An 18,625-nucleotide genomic window follows, 5' to 3' on the forward strand; every position below is an offset into this window, starting at 1 on the left:
CCAACTTCGGGCGCCCGGCCTCCGAACACCCAGCGTGCTTCTGCTCACCGTCGTCGGCCTCGTGTCCGGCATCATCACCGCCGTCAGCCCGTGCGTGCTGCCGGTGCTGCCCGCGATCCTCACCAGCTCGATCCAGGACGGCGCCGCGTCCAGGCGCCGGCCCGTGGTGGTGATCGCGGGACTCGTCACGAGCTTCGCGTTCTTCACGCTGCTGGGCGGCCTGCTGCTGGCCTCGCTGGGGCTGCCGCAGGACGTGCTCCGGTGGGCGGGCATCGTGGTGCTCGCGCTCGTGGGGCTGGGCCTTGCGATACCCCCGCTCGGCGAGCTGCTGCAGCGACCCTTCGAGCGCATCGGCCCTCCGCAGCTCACGCGCGACGGCAACGGATTCGTCATGGGCCTCGCGCTGGGGCTGGTGTTCGTGCCGTGCGCCGGGCCCATCCTGGCGTCGATCACGGTGCTCGCGGCGACCAACGGCTTCAGCTGGGGGCTCGTGGCGCTGACGCTCAGCTTCTCGGTGGGCATCGCGGTGCCGCTGCTCGCCTTCGGGCTCGCGGGCCAGGCGATGGGCGGGCGCATCCGTGCCGTCCGCGAGCGCCTCAAGGCGATCCGCATCAGTTCCGGCGTTGTCCTGCTCGCGACCGCGCTCGTGGTCGCCACCAACGTGGCCGAGCCGCTGCAGCGCTGGGTGCCCGGCGTGCTCGCGAGCGCACAGGAGGCCATCGAGGACAGCGGCGCCGTGCGCGACGAGCTCGATGTGTTGACCGGTCGCGAGGAGGCGCAACCCGCCGTGGGCGACGCGCTGACGTTCGACGAGTGCGAGGAGGGCCCCGCCGACGAGCTGCAGAACTGCGGCCCCGCGCGCGAGCTGGTGGGCATCCAGGAGTGGGTCAACACCGAGGACGGCCAGGCTCTCGACATCGAGGAGCTCACGAGCGACGGGGGCGTGGTGCTCATCGACTTCTGGACCTACTCGTGCATCAACTGCCAGCGCACCTTCCCCTTTCTCACCGGCTGGGACGAGCGGTACCGCGACGACGGGCTGACCATCATCGGCGTGCACTCCCCCGAGTTCGCCTTCGAAAGGAAAGTCGGCAACGTCGCCGATGCGGCGGAGCGCTACGACATCGACTACCCGATCGCGATCGACAACGACTTCGAGACGTGGCGGGAGTGGGATCAGCGGTACTGGCCCGCGCATTACCTCATCGACCAAGAGGGCGTGGTGCGTCAGGTCCACTACGGGGAGGGTCGCTACGCGGAGACAGAGCAGCTCATCCAGCAGCTGCTGGAGACGGCGCCCATGCCCGCCGTCGACGCTGACCAGGGCCGGCACACGCAGGGCCGCACCCACGAGACCTACCTCGGATACGGCCGGCTCGAGTTCGCCGACAACTCCGGCCAGGTGCGCGAGGACGAGCCCGCCGTGTTCGGTCATGACGCTTTCCCGCAGCCCGACCACTTCGCCTACTTGGGCGAATGGACGGTCACCGAGGAGCACGCCCTCTCGGGAGCCGATGCGCGGATCATGCTGAACTTCTACGCCGCCGACGTGCACCTGGTCATGGCGGGCGAGGGCGAGGTGCGGGTCACCCTGCTCGACGACGAGGACTACGAGGAAGTGGTGGTGGTCGACGGCGTCTCCGACCTCTACGACCTGTATGAAGACGGCCCCACCGACGACGTGATGATCCTGGAATTCTCTCCCGGCATCGAGGCCTACGCCTTCACATTCGGGTAAAGGACTTTCCGAAAGTTTTGCCCGCCTCCATTTGCGGAGGGCCAGTTTTCGAGGGTCAATGGAAGTGGCGGGTCAGAGTGGCCCGTTCTGCCATGACCCCAAGGAGGCATCCAGAATGGATCTTCGTAAGGCAGCAGTTCCCGCCCTGGTCTTCGTCGGCGGCGCCCTTCTCGCAGGTTGCGGCGACGCCACCACGAACGGCGACCTGGACACCACGACCGACCCGCTGATGGAAGACACGATGGCACCCACGCCTTGATCTAGTCTTCACTTCACTCACAGGGCGGTCGACTGAGCGGGTCGGCCGCCCTTTGCTGTGCCCCGGCCCGCTCAGCGGAACCCGTGTCACCCATCCATCACCGGCTCCGGGCCGAACTACTGGTGGCGGTGAGCAGCACCGGCCATGATGGACACGAGCAGCGAGGAGGTCCGCATGAGCGCCGCACGGCACCTGCACGCGGTCCCCGAGCCCGGCTCGCCACCCGCGTCCGGCCCCGCTCCCGACGTGACCACGCTGCTCGAGCGCACGGCGCTGGGCGACGCGGAGGCATACGAACGGCTGTACGACGCGGTCGCCGGTTCCGTGTTCGGCCTCGCCGTGCGGATCGTCCGGGACCGCGGCATGGCCGAGGACATCGCTCAAGAGGTGCTCGTCGAGATCTGGCACCGCGCGGCACGCTACGACCGCTCGGCGGGCTCCGCGCGCTCGTGGATCCTCACCATCACCCACCGCCGCGCCGTCGACCGCGTGCGCTCGGAGCAGGCGCACACCACCCGCATGCGGGCCCATGGCGCGGCCGAGGAGGTCGACGCGGGCGAGCAGGACTCCGTGGTCAACGTCATGTATCGCGAGTGGGAGGCGGAGCGCGTCGCGAAGGGCATGGAGACGCTCACGGACCGCCAGCGCGAGGCGCTCGACCTCACCTACTTCAAGGGCTACACGCAGCGCGAGGCCGCCGAGGCCCTGGGCATCCCGCTCGGCACCGCCAAGGCGCGCATCCGGGACGGGCTCATCAAGCTTCGGGACGCATTGGGGGTGGAGCGATGAGCGTGGACCTGCACTCGCTCGTGGGCGCGTATGCGCTGGACGCCCTCGAGACGCCCGACCGCGACCTCGTGGAGCGCCACCTCGACGATTGCGCCGAGTGCCGTGACGAGCTCGCCTCGTTCACCGCGGTCGCCACGGCTATCGCCGATGCGCACGCCACGGCCCCACCGACCGCGCTCAGGTCGCGGGTCATGGACCAGGTGGGCAGCACGGCGCAATTGACCCCTCAGGCCGCCGATGCGCGGGTTGCCCAGGCACGCGCCGCCGATGAGCAGGCGGCCGATGCGCGGGTCGCCCAGGTGCGCGACGCAACCCAGGCGCGCACGTCGCCTTCCCAGCGCCAGCGGCGCTGGTTGCCCGCAATGATCGGCGCGGCCGCATCGGCCGTCGTGGTCGCCGCCCTGGCGCTGACCGCCTTCCCCTTCGGCGGCGACGAGCCCGGAACCGAGCTGGCCCTCGAGAAGGACGTCATGATGGTGACGTCCGCGCCGGATGCGCGCACGATGGACCTCGACCTCGGCAGCGGCCACGTGGTCAAGAGCGAGCGCATGGACAGCCTGGCCCTCATGGGGGCGGCCGCTCCCATGCCGGCCGACGGCATGGAGTACCAGGTGTGGCTCGTGATGGCGGACGGAACCGCGGTGCCGGGCCCCACGTTCGTGCCGCGCGACGGCGGCGACTACATGGCGGTGGTCCACATGGAGATGGGCGGGGTCACGGCCGTGTGCATCACGGAGGAACCGTCGGGCGGCTCCGCGCACCCGACCATGGAGCCCATGCTCACGGTCGAGCTCTAAGGGCTCACTGCGTCGCGGCGAGATCGTCCAGGGCCTGCTGGTACTCCGCGCTGTACTCGTAGTGAGAGTGCGCCAGCACGCGCGTGCCCCCGCGGGGCGGCACGTGGGACACGGGTCGGCACTGAGCGCCGAGCACGTCGATCGGGTGGCCCAGCGGATCGGTCTCGCGGAACAGCTGGATCCACCTGCCGGGAGAGGCGTCCGCGAGCGCCCGGAGCCGCGGGTCGTCGAACAGGTGCGGGAAGAGCCGCTGATAGTGCGCCGCCAGCAGGTTGCCGAAGCTGAGGAAGCGCACGGACCTCGCGTAGGCGGGGTCGTCCGCGAGCAGCCGGCGCATGGCGGGGAAGCCCAGGGACGCCCCCTGGCTGTGACAGCTGAGGACGATCCGGTGGCGGGGGTGATCCGAGCGGAGGTCCCGCAGCCGCTGCTCGAGCGCCGGGATCGCGGTCTCCGAGTACGGCGGCGGCGCCCACGGGTGGTGCAGGCGCGGCCAGTAGTTGGTGAGGTCCCACACCACCCCCACGCCCCGGCGCGACTCGCGGTTGCCGGAGGCCGACAGGACGAACCACAGCACGCATGCCGCGGGGATGAACAGCGCGATCACCACCGCGATCAGCGTGAAGGCCGACGCCGCGACCCACGGGTCGCCGAGCACGGATCCCGTCGCGGCCGCCACGTCCGACACGGCGTCCACCCCGAGCGCGGTCTCCGCGGCCGACCCGTCGCGGAGGCCGCCGTCGCCGGGGGCGGCGCCGCCCACGCGCGCCCACGACAGCACGTCGAAACCCGCGCGCGCCAGCAGCCATGCGAGGGCGCCGAGCCCAGCCGCCCCCGCCACCGCCGCGACCAGCGCGCGGCTCCTGCCGCGGCAGACGCGAAAGGCGAGGTACGCCACGAACGCCCAGCCGAGCGCGCCGATGGCCTGGCGGGGCTCGGTGACGATGCGCCCGGCGGTCTGCGCCCACTCCTGCGCGGGCAGGCTGACCCGCAGCAGCTCACCCACGACGAGCACGGCGGCGGCGACCAGCATGCCGATTCCCGCCCGGCGTATCTCGTCGGGAGCGCGCTCGACCGCGGCGCGCACGCGAGTCGCCGCGGCGACGCCCAGTTCACCGGGCTCGGCCAGCGGCCTGATCTCCCCGATCACCCGCGCCGCGATGTAGAGCACGCCGCAGGTGAGCGTCACGGCGGCGAAGTCGACGAGCCGGAACATGGCCGCCGGCTCGGGCGACTCGATGAAGGCCCGCGCCGAGCGGTCGGATTCGAAGGCGAGCAGCGCGTACGACAGCGCGCCGAACGCGGCATAGGCCATGAAGAAGCCCAGCGTCGCGAATGCCACCGAGTAGCCCGCGGAGCGGCGCACCGGCATGCGCGCCTCGCCGGCCAGCGCCACGCCGAGGGCGATCACCGCCGCGGCAGCGAGCACGAAGTGCACCGCCGTCAGGCCGTTCGCCGCGCTGCCCGCCCCGTCGCGCAGCGCGGCGCTCACCACGGCCGCGACCACGGCCGCCGCTCCCAGCAGCGCGGCGGGTGGGCCCGCGGGATGGCTGCGGTCCTTCCCGTTCACGCGAGTGCCGAGCGCGGTCGCGACCCCGAGCGCGAGCGCCGCCCCGGCCAGCGCCGCGCCCGCGGCCGCCGCCACCGAGGCGCCGATCGACCCGGAGGGCTGCTGGATTCCGCCCGCGAGCGTGACCGCCCAGCCCACGACGGCCACGACCGCGAGGCCGACCCCGAGGTGCGCCAGCGCGAGCGACCGCAGCGCGAGCGCCCTGCCCCACGGGTCGTCGTGACGGTCGCGGTCGTTCGGCGCCTTGCCCACCCCGGCCAGCAGGTGAAGCCCCACGGGCACCAGGGCCGCCAGCACGATGGCCGCCGCCGCGCGGCCAGGGGCGCGGGTCGCATCGGCCGTCATCAGGCCGAGCGCGAAGGCGCCGGCCTGCACCGCGACAGCGGCGACCAGGGCGGTCGCCACCAGGGTCACGAGCCGCATCGCGGCGTCGCGCACGATGTGCGAGCGCTCGCCGCGCGCACCCACGCGCACGCGCTCGCGCCCCGACAGCGGCAGCGAGTGGGTGGGAGTCATCCAGCTGGCGACGTTGATGAGGGACAGCGGGGCGAGGAACAGCCACAGCGCGGTGCTGCGCCGGCGTGACGTCAGCCCTCCCCAACTGAAGGCCTCCGCGATGCCGCCGCCGTCCCGGGCATCGTGCGCGCGGTAGAAGCCCGCATCGGCGTTCCCCGCCACCCGCACCGGGAACGCGCCGAGCAGGGCCTGGGGCGGGGTGCCGGAGACCCCGTGGACGCGCACCTCGACCGTGTCGTCTGGCACCCGCACGCGCACCAGTTCCTCGACCGGCTCCATGCGAGCGAAGGTACACCCGCGCGCCGACGGTCGCAGGGCGCCCACCCAGCGAGGATGTGGCCAGGGGTACAGACTGGAGGCATGGCGGAGATCCTGATGTTCCACCACGCGCACGGCCTCACCAAGGGCCTGACCGCGCTGGCAGACCGCCTGCGCGCGGACGGCCACACGGTCCACACCCCCGACGCCTTCGAAGGGCGCACCTTCGACAGCGTGGACGACGGCATCGCATTCGCGGAGCGGATCGGGCACGACGCGGTGCTCGAGGTGGCGGCGAGGTCCGCGCGGCTGAACCCCTCGGCGGACGTGGTGATCGGCTTCTCGATGGGCACGGGCCCGGCCCAGCACCTCGCACAGCACCGGCGGCGCATACGTGCGTGCGCGCTGATGGGCGGCGCGACGTCAGCCGACATGCACGGCTCCTCGTGGCGCCCGAACGTCGCGCTGCAGATCCACGTGGCCGACCCGGACGACTGGTGCACCGCCGAAGAGGTGGGCGCCCTCGAGCGCGAGGTGCCTGGCGCGGAGGTCTACCGCTACCCCGGCCGCCGCCACATGTTCGTGGACCCCTCGACTCGCGACTACGACGCGGACGCGGCGGACGCGTTCGAGGACCGGCTGGGCGCGTGGCTCGCCCGCCTGGACGCCTGACCGCACCCCGCCACTTCCGAAACTCCCGCCTGCCCGTACCCCGCCTGAGCGCCCCAGTGGGCAGCCAGCGTCGGATCTGAGCCGCCCGCGCATCCTGGAGGGCGCTCAGTGTCGCCAAGCAGGCTCAGCAACGTCTCGTCGGGACGAGTCAGACCGGCTCGGTCACGTCCGCGACGCTCGCGCCCAGCACCTCGACCAGCTGCGCCGGGTGCACCGACGCCGCGACCCCATGCGCTCCGGCGCCGACGGACACGGGCCCCTCGCGCGAGACGATCAGGGCATCGGCGATCACGGGCCAGGGGGTCCCGGCCGGCGACAGCGCGGACCCGAACGGCGTGATGGTGCCGCGCTCGTAGCCGGTGACGTCCCGCGCCGTGTCCTTGTCCGGCATCGACAGCCGCGACACCCCCAGGTGCTCCCGCAGCTTGGGCCACGAGATCTGGCGGTCGCCGGGCACCAGCACGAACAGGTAGTCGTCCTCGCCGCGTCGCACCACGAGCGTCTTCAGGATCTGACGCGGCTCGAGCCCGCGCGCCTGAGCCGCCTCCTCGAGGGACCGCACGGGCCCGTGCGCGGTGACCTCGTGCTCGATGCCCGATGTGGCAAGGGCCCTGGTCGCGGGAGTGTCGGGAACGTCGGTCACAGGTACGCCCCGTCCGCCTCGTCCGCGGCGGCGAACCTCTCGCGCGCGACGGCCCGCAGCGTCGCCACCATCCACTCGCAGATCATCTCGTCGAAGTGACCCTGGACCCCGCTGAACGACACGATGAGCCCCTCGCGGATGATCGCGCCGGGGTACTTGATGTCGCCCTCCCGGTACAGGTGGGGAAAGTCCTGGCGCACGCGCGAGCTGTCCATCCCGGTCCGGATCGTCACCGCCACCTTGCCCTCGACGTTGCGCAGGAACTCCGGGTCCGGCTCTCCCGCGTGCGCGACGAACAGCGGCGCGTCGGGGTCCGGATTCACGGGGTCGAGGACCATCAGGGTGCCGCGAAAACCGTTCGTCTCGCCGATCTGATGCGCGCTCCTGACCGCGGGTTCGATGATCGACCACGCCAGCGCGCAGGACTCTTCGGTGATGCCTGGGAACATGCGCTCTCCTTGGGATCGTCGGGCGGCCGATGCGCGGCTCACCTGTCGCTTTCCACGCTAGCCGATGCGGGGGCCGGGATCGGATGAGGAGCGGTGGTCTTCCGCGACGGCCCGGACACTGCACAATATGTTGAGGGAAACAACCTTCACCCCGACGACGATGGAGACCGGCCGATGCGCGACGACGCGATCCCCGAACCGCGCGACGGCTCAACCGAGCCCCCGCACGGCTACGCGGTGCCGACTCCCGGAACGAGCGCATCGGCCCTGTTGCCAGAGGGAGCGGGCCCAGACCAGGCCCCCGCGACCAAGCCGTGGACTCCGCCCGCCTCATCGAGGCGGTCGATGGCCGCGCTCGTCGCCTTGGCCGCATCGGCCTTCCTGATCGTCACGAACGAGATCGCGCCGCTGGGGCTCATCCGCCTCATGGCGGCCGACCTGAACCGCACGGAGTCAGAGATCGGCCTGGTCACCACCGTGTTCGCCGTGGTGGCGATGGTGTCGACCGTGCCGCTCGCGCTGCTCACCACGCGCCTGCCGCGGCGCCCGCTGATCGTCGCGACGCTGACGTTCTGGTCCGCGGGGGCGCTGGTCATGGCCACCGCGGATTCGTTCGCACAGGTGCTGGGCGGGCGCGTCATCACGGCGATGGGACACGCGCTGTTCTGGGCCGTCGTGACGCCCGCCGCGGCCGGCATGTTCGCGCCGCACGTGCGGGGCCGGTCGGTGACGCGGCTGATGCTGGGGGCGACCGGCGCGGGCGTGATCGGGCTGCCCATGTCGACGTGGCTCGCGCAGCAGACGGACTGGCGCGTGCCGTTCATGATCGTCGGGATCGGCGGTCTCGTGCTGGCGGCGACGGTCGCGGTGCTGATGCCGAGCTTCCGCACGGAGGAGGGCTCTGTCGCACGGGGGGACGTGCCGTCGCTGCGGCGGTTCATCCGCGTGCTCGCGGTGGTGCTGCTGACCACCGGCTCGATGGCGACCACGTGGACCTACATCACGCCGTTCTTCGTTGAGGTGTCGGGGTTCGCCGAGTCGACCGTCCCCGTGCTGCTGGCCCTCGCGGGCGCCACGGGCGTCGTGTCGATGTGGCTGACCGGCAGGTTCCTGGACCGGTGGCCGGTCCGGGCCGTGGCGCTCGGCGAGGTGGGCCTGCTGGTGATGTGGCTGGGTCTCGCGACGCTCGGGCAGCACAAGCCCATCGCGATCCTGATGGTGCTGCTGCAAGGGCTCGCGTGGTCGCTGCTGGTGGCCGCGATGCTCAACTGGGCCCTGCGCCACACGCCGTGGTCCAGCGATATCGGGGTGGGCGCTCAGGCGAGCACGTTCAACGCGGGCAATGCCGTGGGATCCGTGCTGGGCGCCGGGATGCTGGCGTGGTGGGGAGCGCAGTGGCTGCCGCTCGCCTCGGCGGTGATGTCCGCGGCCGCGCTGGTGCTGATCGTGGCGGTGGCGCCGGACGCCACGCGCGCGCTCGCCCGGCGGTCCAGGCGGTCACGGACCTAGTCGCTCCTAGTCGGTCACCACGAACGACGGGGTGGTCGCATTGCCGAACAGCGTGCCGTGATCCTCCGGCAGCTGCATCACCACGGGGTCGATGGCGAGGTAGGGCGCGATGTTCGCGGAGTACCACCCGACCACGGACTCGGTCGCCGCAGGGATCCAGCCCTGGGTGACGGCCAGGTACGCAATGAGGAGCATCCCGCCGACGGCGAGGGTGCGCAGTGCCACCGAGCCGAGGCTGATCGCCAGGCGCGTGCGCCGTTCGACCACACTCGAGTGGTCGATGACGGCGTGCGAGCCGTCGGTGGAGCGCGGCCCAGCGTCGGGCGTGCTGGAGCCCGGGCGGGGTGTCATCACCGAGGGGGCGGTGACACGGACCGGATGGCGGCCTTCGGTCACCGGCTCCAAGGTCATGACAGATGGGTGTGTCACTGTCACGGTGTCCCTCAAAGTAGGTGTGCAATTCCTGCCATCTAGGGCAACTCTTCCACCTCGGGGCCTATTCCGCTCGCGCTGCGTGCCCCCTGCAACACAACCGTGACGAACCGAACTTTTCCTCCTCTTGCTGCGGGCCGCTTCGGCCACTCGATGCGGGGCTATGGGCGAGCGTCGGTGAGGGGCTCTGGACGAGGAATGATCGCTCGTGACGCGCCTCGCCAGCGCGCGAAGTGCGACGATGGTGGGCACAACCCGTCGCTCAAGGAGAACCACACGTGAAGTACCGTCAGCTGGGCGGCTCAGGAGCCGCAGTGTCCACCTACTCGCTCGGCACGATGACCTTCGGGACAGAGTCCTCGGAAGAGGTCAGCCACGCACAGCTCGACATGTATGCCGAGCGGGGCGGCACCGTGATCGAGACGGCGGACGTCTACAGCGCGGGTGCCTCCGAGGAGATCGTGGGGCGGTGGCTGGCCGGCCGCGGCAGCGACACCACCGACGCCATGTTCCTCGCCAGCAAGGGCCGGTTCCCGGTGGGCGTACCCGCACGCGAGGCCGGCCTGTCCCGCCGCCACCTGCGCCGCGCACTCGACGCCTCGCTCGCGCGCTTGGGAGTCGACCACCTGGACCTGTACCAGGTGCATTCCTGGGACCCCGTCACTCCGCTCGAGGAGACGCTGGGATTCCTCGAGTACGCCGTCGACTCCGGCAAGGTCTCCTACGTGGGCCTGTCCAACTTCCTCGGCTGGCAGATCGCGCAGGCCGCGACGCTCGCCCGCGGCCGGTTCCCGCTGGTGTCGATGCAGCCGCAGTACAACCTGCTGGCTCGCGAGGTCGAGTGGGAGATCGTGCCCGCGTCCCAGGCGAACGGTCTGGGGCTGCTCCCCTGGTCGCCGCTCGGTGGCGGCTGGCTGGCGGGCAAGTACTCCAAGGACGCGGCGCCCACCGGCGCGACGCGGCTCGGCGAGGACCCGGAGCGCGGGGTCGAGGCCTACGCGAAGCGCGCCCGGAACGAGCGCACGTGGCGAGTGCTGGATGTGGTCTCCGAGGTCGCCGCGCGGCACGGCCGCACCGCGGCCCAGGTGTCGCTCGCGTGGCTGGACTCCCGCCCCGCGGTCAGCTCGATCATCCTCGGCTGCCGCACCACCGAGCAGCTCGAGTCGAACCTCGACGCGGTGGACCTGGAGCTGCCGCACGAGGACCTCGCCCTGCTCGACGCCGCGAGTGACCCCGAGCCCGCCGACTGGCCGTACGGAGCCGCCGGCATCGAGCAGCGGAGCCGTCCGCTCGACTGACGGCTGTCGTCCCCCACGGGAGTTCGCCAAGCAACCAACCTCAGGGCGAGGGGGTCAGTCGGCCGATGCGCGGGTGAGCTCTGGCGTGCACGGCACCGCGGCGCTACTTTGTGACCATGCTCGCCGACGTGCCCGACCCGCTGCTGCCGGCCACGTACGACGTCGCCTGGACGGTCGTCACCCTGGCCATCTTCGCCGCCATCGCGGTGGCGATCGTGCTGCTGGTGAGGCGTTCGCGCAGGCGCAGTGCGGAGGTGAAGGCGCTTCGTGCGGAGGTCGACACATTGAAGTCTCGCGACGCTGCACTGCGCGACTCGTGACGCCTGCCGCTCGCCTGTGACACGGTGGGCCTCATGACTCCTTTCGCCTCGCGCGCCGCCACGGCCGCACTGGCCATCACCGCAGCGACCCTCATCGCCGCGTGTGGGGCGGAGGAGGGCGGCGCGGTCGCCACCACAGCCGGGTCGAGCGCCGCAGCCGAGCCGAGCGCTGCGGCAAGATCGACCGTCGAGATCCGCGCGGTGGCCCTCGCCGCCCCGGTGGCTGATACGAGCGACCCGCTGCGCAAGGACGACATCGAACTTGGCGACATGCTCGCGGACCTGGGACTCGACGAGTCCCCTGACACGGTCGAGGCGGCCGAGTGGTTCACCGTCGGCGACTGCGCCGCCGACCCCGTCTCGAGCACCGACGCCGCGGCCGCGTGCTCGACCCACAGCTCCGAGGTGTTCCTGCTCGGCCCCACCGCGCTCGACGGCTCGCACATCAGCGGCTCAGAGCTGGTCGAGGACGACGGATCCGGCGACTCGCTGAACATCACCCTCACCGAGGCGGGCACCGCAGCGATGGCGGACCTGACCGGGGCCGCAGTGGCGAGCCCGGCGCCGGGAAACCGGATCGCCATCCTCCTGGATGGCCTGGTGATCTCCGCGACCACCGTCAAGTCCGTGATCGACAACGGCGAGGTCACCATCATCGGCGACGAGCACATTCGAGAGCTCGCGGAGGCGCTCGGCTGACGCCGGCCCGTCAGCGCCGACGCTTCTCCTCGTACATGCGGGCATCGGCATGCGCCAGCACCGTGTCGGCGCTCCGCGTGTCCGCTGCGTCGACGTAGGTGACGCCCACGCTGGCGGCCACCTCGACACTCTCGCCACTGACGCTGAGACGGCCGCGCACCCCCTCGACCACGCGTTGGGCGAAGCGCTCGGCCTCCTCGTGGTCTTGAGCCTCGCCGACGACCACGAACTCGTCGCCGCCGATCCGTGCGGCGATGTCGCCCTGACGCACCGTGTCACGCAGGCGTTCACCGATGAACGCGAGGAGCCGATCGCCGGCGCTGTGACCGAGCCGGTCGTTGATCTCCTTGAACCAATCGAGGTCCATGTAGACCACGGCCATGCCGGTGCGCCGCCGCTGGCTGAGCTTGTGCTCCATCTGCTCGAAGAGAAGTTCCCGGTTGGCCAAGCCGGTGAGCGAGTCGCGAGTAGCCCGTCGCTCCAGTTCGTGGCGCAGTTCTGCGGCATCGTCGAGCGCGACCTTCAGCTCCTCGATGTCGGTGCAGGTCCCGAACCACTTCAGGAGCGTGCCCGATTCGTCTCGCAGCGGCACGGCTCGGCCGAGCATCCAGCGGTAGACACCGTCGTGGCGACGCAGCCGGTACTCGATCTCGTACGGCTCGCCGGTCAGGGTGGCCTCGTCCCACAACCGGCGGGCCAAGGGGCGCTCGTCGGGGTGGAATGGCGGATTCCAGCCATCTCCGAGACTCTCGGCAAGCGTCAGCCCGGTGTAGTCGAACCACTGCTGGTTGAAGTACTCGTGATAGCCATCGGGCCGGGCGACCCACACGAGGTGAGGCAGCGCCCCGACCAACTGTTGCCAGTCGACGCGCCGGGTCAGGGACGACTCCAGCTCGGCACCCGTGATGCCCAGCTGCGCGATGGGGTGAGGGTCGTCCGCTCCGGGCGCCCCACCGGGCGCATTCGAGTCTGCGGGCAGCAAGGGGGGCATAGTTCACGTCTCGATTGATGACGCCACTCCCCTATGGGGTGTGAAGCGCCCCCGGTCTTCCAGCGGGCGGTCTCTCCCGGCGGCGGTTGCCGCCGAGAGTGGTGATCTCTGCAGTATGGCTCCTCGATCTCGCTAGCCGTGGACAGTTCGGCTCGGAATCTGGGTGGCCGCAGTCGCGCAAGCGTGGGCAGTGACCAGGTTCACACCCGAATGCGGCCCTGTCACCGACGCCGGTTAACCTCGGGCCATGCGCCTCCTCCACACCAGCGACTGGCACATTGGCCGCACCTTCCACGGGCACAGCACGGACGACCACTTGCACACCGTGCTCGCCGCCATCGCCGATGCGGTGGCGGAGCACGGCGTCGACGCCGTCATCGTCGCCGGGGACATCTTCGACAGCTCGACCCCCAAGGCGGACGCCTTCACGCTCCTGGCCGATGCGCTCGGGGCGATTCGGGACAACGGCGCCCAGGTGATCCTCACCTCGGGCAACCACGACGGGCCCGCGCGGCTCGCGCACAACGCGGCCTTCGCGAGCGCCGGCGGCGTTCACATCAAGGCCGATCACACCGACCTCGCCACGCCGGTGGCTGTCGCCGACGAGCACGGCGAGGTGCTCGTCTACGGGATCCCGTACCTGCACCCGGAGTTCATGCGCGGCGCGCACGCGGACTTCACCGGCTCCACTCACCAGGACGCCCTCGCCTTCGCGATGAACGCGATCCGGGCCGATGCGCTTGCCAGAACCGCACCCAGGTACGTGGTCGCCGCCCACTGCTTTGCCGCATCGGCCGCGGGGACGGCCCCGCCGGAGACCACCGAGGACACCGGCCGCGCGGAGGAGCGCGACATCACGCGCGGCGGGCTCAACCTCGTGGACGCCGCCACCTTTGACGGTCCCGCGTACACCGCGTTGGGGCACATCCACTCGCGCCAGACGCTGACCGACACCGTCCGCTACAGCGGCGCTCCCCTGCGATTCAGCTTTGGCGAGCGGTCGAGCGCCAAGGGCATGTGGCTGGTCGACCTGGGCGCGGACGGCGTCGAGAACACCGAGTGGCTCGAGCTGCCCACTCCGCGAGAGGCGGTGCGGCTCGAGGGCGCGCTCGCGGAGCTGACGGCGCCCGGCGCCCACCCCCACGCCACGGACGCGTGGGTCGAGGTGGTGCTCACGGACGATCAGTTGCCGCGCGACGCGATGCGCACGCTCCAGGAGCGCTACCCGCACGCGGTCACGCTCGCGCACCGGCCCGCCAACCGCCACGACGCGGGCCAGCAGCAGTACGCGGAGCGCGTGGAGGGCAAGAGCGACGCGGAGGTGCTCGAGGAGTTCCTCGCCTACGTGCGCAACGGCGCGGGCCCCACCGAGGCGGAGCAGTCGCTGATCAATCAGGCCCTGGACGCGATCGATGCTCGGGAGGCCACCCGATGAAGGTCCTCAACCTCGAGATCGAGGGTTTTGGCCCGTACCTGCGGCGACAGACCATCGACTTCGCGGAGTTCGACGACGACATCTTCGTCATCACCGGCAAGACCGGCGCGGGCAAGAGCACCATCCTGGACGCGATCGTGTTCGCCCTGTACGACAAGGTGCCGCGCTACGAGGGCGCCTCGAGGTCCGTGCGCAGCGACCACTGCACGGACGCGGATCCCACGGTGGTGACGCTCGAGTTCGAATCGGGCGGCCAGCGGTATCGCGTGCGACGCTCGCCCGAGTTCCAGCGGCCCAAGCGTCGGGGCGAGGGCCTCACGACTCAGAAGGCCGAGGCCACGCTGTGGGTCGAGCGCGACGGCGACTGGGAGGCGCTGGCCGTGCGCCCGGTCGAGGCCGGTCATCTCATCACGGACATCCTGGGCCTCACCGCGGATCAGTTCCTGCAGGTGATCCTGCTCGCGCAGGGGCGGTTCCAGAAGTTCCTGGAGTCCAAGCCGGACGAGCGGCGCGAGGTGCTGCGGTCGCTGTTCGGCACCGGTCGCTTCGCCGCGCTGGAGCGGCACGTGCGCGATCTCGCCAAGGAGCGTTCGCGGGAGGTCGAGACGGCCGATGCCGGCCTGGCGGATCTGGTGGCGCGGGCCGCGGCGGAGGCCGGCTCCGCGTCAGAGGAAGGAGCGGAGGCGCCGGGCCTGGCCGAGCGCGACCGGTGGCTTTCCACGACGGCCGATGCGCTGGCTGAGTTGGCAGCGGCCGCGTCGGGCGCGCGGGCCAAGGCCGGCGAGGCGGCCGATGCCGCGGCGCAGGCCCTCGTTGCCGCCAAGGAGGCTGCGGACAAGCACGAGCGGCTGGCGCAGGCGCGCGCGACCGTGGCGGCGCTCGAGGCGCGGGCCGACGAGCACGAGGCGGATCGCGCGCGGCTCGACCAGGCGACGCGCGCCAAGCCGGTCGCCGCGCCCATGCGTGCCGCGGAGCGCGCGACAGCGGAGCTGGAGAGGGCCGAGGACGGGCGCAAGGCCGCGGTCGAGGGGGCGCAGTCCGCGGCGGTCGCGGAGGTCGCGTGGCCGGGCGGACGGGACGCGTTGGATGGACTCAGTGCGCTGGCGGAGGCCTCGGAGGAGGCGCTGACGGCTCGCGTGAACGATCTGTCGGCAGAGACCGGCGCGCTGGCGAAGGCGCTCGAACAGGAGTTGGCGCTCCCGCGCCTGCGCGAAGAGGCCGAGGCAGCCGAGCTCGCGGTGGCTGCTGCGGTCGAGGCGCGAGATGAGGTCAAACAAGAGATCGACGCGCTGCCCGAGTTGGCGCGCGAGCTGCGCGCGAAGCGTGACGAGGCGGCCACCACAGCGGCGCGCGTGGAGGACCTGGAGCAGGCGCACCTGCGCGCCGAGGAGTCGGCCGAGGCTCACGAGCGGGCCGTCGAGCTGGCGTCCGAGCTCGAGGCCGCCGTGAAGGAACGCGACGCCGCGCTCGCCGCCCACGCGGCCGCGACGGAGGCCTACAACGACCTGGTGCAGCGGCGGCTGAGGTCGCAGGCCGCGCATCTGGCCGCCGCGCTCACCGACGGAGAGCCGTGCGCGGTGTGCGGGGCGACGGAGCATCCCTCCCCCGCCGAGCCGTCCGAGGATCACGTCACGGACGACGAGGTCGACGCGGCGCGCGCCACGGAGACCGAGGCCGGAGACGCGCTCAAGGGCGCCAAGGATGCGGTGGCCGGGGTGGAGTCGAACCTGGCGGCCGTGCGTGCGAAGGCCGGCGACGAGGACGCGGATGCGGCCACCGCGAAGGTCGAGGCGGCGCTGGCCCAGCTGGAGGCGGCGCGGGCGGCCGTCGACGAGCGGGCGCGGCTCGACGAGGAGCTGGCGGGACTCGACGAGCGCAAGGAGGTGCTCGACGAGTCGCTCGCCTCCAAGACGGCGGCACTGGAGGCGGCGCAGTCGACACGCACCCAGGCCGTCGCCGCAGTCGAATCAGCGCAAGAGTCCGTCACGAAGAGCCGGGCCGAGTACGAGTCGGTGGGCGCCCGGGCGCGCGACCTGGAGCGAGCGAAGGAGCTGGTGGCGGCGGTCGCATCGGCCGTCGGAACGCTGGCCGATGCGCAGGCCGCCTCAGCGCAGGCCCAGCAGTCTCTGGCCGAGGCCCTCGAGGAGTCGGGCTTCGAGACCGCCCCGGAGGCGCGCGACGCGCTGCTGCCGGAGACGGAGTTCGCGGCACTGACCACGGCCGTCGCCGACCACGACACGGAGCTGGCGGGGGCGCGCGCCGTCGTCAAGAACCTGGGCGGCGAGGGCCTACCGGAGCTGACGACGGATCTCGAGGTGCTGACCGCATCGGCCGCCGACACGTCGGAGGCGCGGGACGCCGCGGTGGCTGCCGAGACCGCCGCCGTGTCGCGCAGCGAGAGGTTCGCTGCCTTGCGTGCCGAGTACGCCCAGCGGGCGGAGTCCTCTCTGCAGGCCCGAGAGGCTCGGGACGTGGCGCTGACGCTGGCGGACAGCCTCGAGGGCAACCCGCCGAACGCGCGCCGGATCCGGCTCGAGTCGTTCGTGCTGGCCTCCAAGCTCGAGCGGATCGTGGCGGCGGCGAACGCGCGGCTGCAGGTGATGTCGAGCGGCCAGTACCGGTTGGAGCACGACGACGACAAGCAGTTCCGCAACACGCAGGCGGGCCTGGGGCTCAAGATCGCCGATTCCCACACGGGCCAGTCACGCTCCACTCACTCGCTCTCGGGGGGCGAGACCTTCCTCGCGTCGCTCGCGCTCGCGCTGGGGCTCGCGGAGACGGTCACCGCCGAGGCCGGCGGCATCCGGCTGAGCACGCTGTTCATCGACGAGGGCTTTGGCTCGCTCGACGCCGACACCCTGGAGGACGCGATGTCGACGCTGGACGAGCTGAGGTCGGGCGGGCGCACGATCGGGCTGATCTCCCACGTCGAGGCGATGAAGGAGCAGATCCCGGCCAAACTCGAGGTCGAGAGGCTCGCGGACGGGTCGAGCCGCGTGGTGACGCGGCCCGGGGGCGCTGCGCCAGTGGTCCCCTAGAGTCCAACCTCGTCTACGGCATACGTCGCCTGCTCGCGGCTGAAGCCCTCATACACGAGTTGATCGATGAGTCCCGAGCGGGAGAACGACGAGAAGTCGAGGTACGACTCCGCGGACTTGACCGCCTGCTCGTTCCAGTCGGCGTCCACCGAATCCGCACCGTGGGTCGCCTGCGCGGTGGTGAACCCCTCGTACTCGAGCTGGTCGATCAGGCCGGAGTGCGAGAACGCCGAGAAGTCGAGGTACGACTCCGCGCTCTTGACGGCCTGCTCGTTCCAGTCGGCGCCGACGGCATCGACGGCGTACTCGGCGTCGGCCGCGTCGTACCCCTCGTAGTCCAGTTGATCCATCAGACCGGAACGGGAGAAGGCCGAGAAGGCGAGATACGACTCGGCCGACTGGCGAGCGTTGCGCTGCCCCGCGGTCTCCGTCGGACCTTCATCGGCGGGCTCATCGGGCTCGTCCCGCTCCGCGGGCTCGTCCTGCTCCTCCTGCTCGTCAGCCCTGGTCGTATCCTCGGGCTCGTCCCCTGGACACGGCTCATCCTCCTTCACCGAGGCAAGGATCACGGTGGCCTCGATGGGGATCTCTGTTCCCGCGACGGGTTCCTGAGTGCACACTCGCCAGTTCGAGTCGACGATCTGCGTCCGGTCCTCCCCTGACGCGTCCTCCTGGTCGAGGAAGTAGGAGCCCAGCGCCTGCAGAGAGTCCTGGGCGTCCTGCAGATTGGTGCCGACCACGTCCGGCATCGTCAGCGTCGTGGGCGCCGGCGACTCGGTCGGCTCGGCGACAACCTCCTCGACGGTGGCCGACGGCGACGGGCTGGCGGCCACATCGTCGGTCGCGCCGCCGCCGCCCATTGCCGTGCCCAGGGCGCTGATGCCGATCAGCGCGGCGACTGCGGCGACCGGGATGATGAGGCGCTTCTTCTTCCACAGCGGCCGATCGTCAGTGGCCGTGGAATCCGACACCGGCACGTCGGGATTTCCATCACCTGGTGCCGCCTCGGGTTGCGGCGTCCCCGCTGGCACAATGTGCGGGGTCCACTCCGAACCGTCCCAATAGCGCTGACTTCCGTCGGGCTGTGCGTACCAGCCTGCAGGGGCATTCTCTGTCATTGTTCGTCGACTCCCTCACACAGCGAACCCGGTCCGCACCGGGCCGACCGAACCGCATTGTTCGGTCGCGCTCGCAACCAGGCTAGTGACCTCGTGT

The 18,625-nt window shown here is 71.4% G+C and carries 17 protein-coding genes; 11 read left to right on the forward strand and 6 right to left on the reverse strand.

All coding sequences use genetic code 11. From position 1 onward, the window contains the following. The first annotated feature begins 34 nt into the window (after positions 1-34). The 4 genes from ACNI14_RS03395 to ACNI14_RS03410 all read left to right on the forward strand — a co-directional run bounded on the left by ACNI14_RS03395 (position 35) and on the right by ACNI14_RS03410 (position 3,583). A complete protein-coding gene (locus tag ACNI14_RS03395; RefSeq protein WP_420518557.1) occupies positions 35-1,738 on the forward strand; it encodes a cytochrome c biogenesis protein CcdA in 1,704 nt (567 codons plus the stop codon). A gap of 115 nt (positions 1,739-1,853) precedes the next feature. After that, positions 1,854-1,997, forward strand: coding sequence for a hypothetical protein (locus ACNI14_RS03400; RefSeq protein ID WP_420518558.1), 144 nt, complete (start codon positions 1,854-1,856; stop codon positions 1,995-1,997). A gap of 174 nt (positions 1,998-2,171) precedes the next feature. Then, positions 2,172-2,786, forward strand: coding sequence for a sigma-70 family RNA polymerase sigma factor (locus ACNI14_RS03405; RefSeq protein ID WP_420518560.1), 615 nt, complete (start codon positions 2,172-2,174; stop codon positions 2,784-2,786). After that, positions 2,783-3,583: an anti-sigma factor gene (locus tag ACNI14_RS03410; protein ID WP_420518561.1), complete on the forward strand. Its 801-nt coding sequence runs from the start codon at positions 2,783-2,785 to the stop codon at positions 3,581-3,583. Before ACNI14_RS03405 ends, ACNI14_RS03410 begins: the two co-directional genes overlap by 4 nt. A gap of 4 nt (positions 3,584-3,587) precedes the next feature. Here ACNI14_RS03410 and ACNI14_RS03415 read toward each other — a convergent pair whose 3' ends face one another. Next, complete coding sequence (locus ACNI14_RS03415) at positions 3,588-5,945, reverse strand: hypothetical protein (RefSeq protein ID WP_420518562.1); 2,358 nt, start codon at positions 5,943-5,945, stop codon at positions 3,588-3,590. 81 nt (positions 5,946-6,026) lie between these two features. On the opposite strand from ACNI14_RS03415, the gene ACNI14_RS03420 reads away from it, so the two are divergent. Continuing rightward, on the forward strand, positions 6,027-6,596 hold the full coding sequence (locus tag ACNI14_RS03420) for a dienelactone hydrolase family protein (protein ID WP_420518563.1): 570 nt from the start codon (positions 6,027-6,029) through the stop codon (positions 6,594-6,596). Positions 6,597-6,744: 148 nt separating this feature from the next. Here the strand turns inward: ACNI14_RS03420 and ACNI14_RS03425 are convergent, their stop codons facing one another. Continuing rightward, a complete protein-coding gene (locus tag ACNI14_RS03425) occupies positions 6,745-7,239 on the reverse strand; it encodes an aminoacyl-tRNA deacylase (protein WP_420518564.1) in 495 nt (164 codons plus the stop codon). Next, positions 7,236-7,688, reverse strand: a complete 453-nt coding sequence (locus ACNI14_RS03430) for a hypothetical protein (protein WP_420518565.1) — start codon at positions 7,686-7,688, stop codon at positions 7,236-7,238. The genes ACNI14_RS03425 and ACNI14_RS03430 overlap by 4 nt, the downstream gene beginning before the upstream one ends. 174 nt (positions 7,689-7,862) lie before the next feature. On the opposite strand from ACNI14_RS03430, the gene ACNI14_RS03435 reads away from it, so the two are divergent. After that, positions 7,863-9,197 carry an MFS transporter gene (locus ACNI14_RS03435; protein WP_420518566.1) on the forward strand — a complete coding sequence of 445 codons (1,335 nt, stop codon included), beginning with the start codon at positions 7,863-7,865 and terminating at the stop codon, positions 9,195-9,197. Positions 9,198-9,203: 6 nt separating this feature from the next. On the opposite strand, the gene ACNI14_RS03440 is transcribed toward ACNI14_RS03435, so the two are convergent. Further along, positions 9,204-9,551: a hypothetical protein gene (locus ACNI14_RS03440; protein ID WP_420518567.1), complete on the reverse strand. Its 348-nt coding sequence runs from the start codon at positions 9,549-9,551 to the stop codon at positions 9,204-9,206. Between the two features lie 356 nt (positions 9,552-9,907). On the opposite strand from ACNI14_RS03440, the gene ACNI14_RS03445 reads away from it, so the two are divergent. The 3 genes from ACNI14_RS03445 (at position 9,908) to ACNI14_RS03455 (ending at position 11,946) form a co-directional block, all read left to right on the forward strand. Continuing rightward, entirely contained in the window at positions 9,908-10,927 is a 1,020-nt protein-coding gene (locus ACNI14_RS03445; RefSeq protein WP_420518568.1) for an aldo/keto reductase, read from the forward strand. Between the two features lie 116 nt (positions 10,928-11,043). Continuing rightward, the gene (locus ACNI14_RS03450; protein ID WP_420518569.1) at positions 11,044-11,247 is read left to right on the forward strand and encodes a hypothetical protein; all 204 of its coding nucleotides are present in this window, start codon (positions 11,044-11,046) and stop codon (positions 11,245-11,247) included. 33 nt (positions 11,248-11,280) lie between these two features. Continuing rightward, positions 11,281-11,946, forward strand: a complete 666-nt coding sequence (locus ACNI14_RS03455; RefSeq protein ID WP_420518570.1) for a SecDF P1 head subdomain-containing protein — start codon at positions 11,281-11,283, stop codon at positions 11,944-11,946. 10 nt (positions 11,947-11,956) lie between these two features. Here ACNI14_RS03455 and ACNI14_RS03460 read toward each other — a convergent pair whose 3' ends face one another. Beyond that, a complete protein-coding gene (locus ACNI14_RS03460; protein WP_420518571.1) occupies positions 11,957-12,928 on the reverse strand; it encodes a sensor domain-containing diguanylate cyclase in 972 nt (323 codons plus the stop codon). Between the two features lie 256 nt (positions 12,929-13,184). On the opposite strand from ACNI14_RS03460, the gene ACNI14_RS03465 reads away from it, so the two are divergent. Further along, positions 13,185-14,372, forward strand: coding sequence for an exonuclease SbcCD subunit D (locus ACNI14_RS03465; protein WP_420518572.1), 1,188 nt, complete (start codon positions 13,185-13,187; stop codon positions 14,370-14,372). Continuing rightward, a complete protein-coding gene (locus ACNI14_RS03470; RefSeq protein ID WP_420518573.1) occupies positions 14,369-17,410 on the forward strand; it encodes an AAA family ATPase in 3,042 nt (1,013 codons plus the stop codon). Before ACNI14_RS03465 ends, ACNI14_RS03470 begins: the two co-directional genes overlap by 4 nt. Here the strand turns inward: ACNI14_RS03470 and ACNI14_RS03475 are convergent. Continuing rightward, positions 17,407-18,528: an Ltp family lipoprotein gene (locus tag ACNI14_RS03475; protein ID WP_420518574.1), complete on the reverse strand. Its 1,122-nt coding sequence runs from the start codon at positions 18,526-18,528 to the stop codon at positions 17,407-17,409. The genes ACNI14_RS03470 and ACNI14_RS03475 overlap by 4 nt on opposite strands. Between the last annotated feature and the right edge of the window lie 97 nt (positions 18,529-18,625).

It is taken from the genome of Demequina pilifera, from assembly GCF_048814985.1.
Classification (GTDB): domain Bacteria; phylum Actinomycetota; class Actinomycetes; order Actinomycetales; family Demequinaceae; genus Demequina.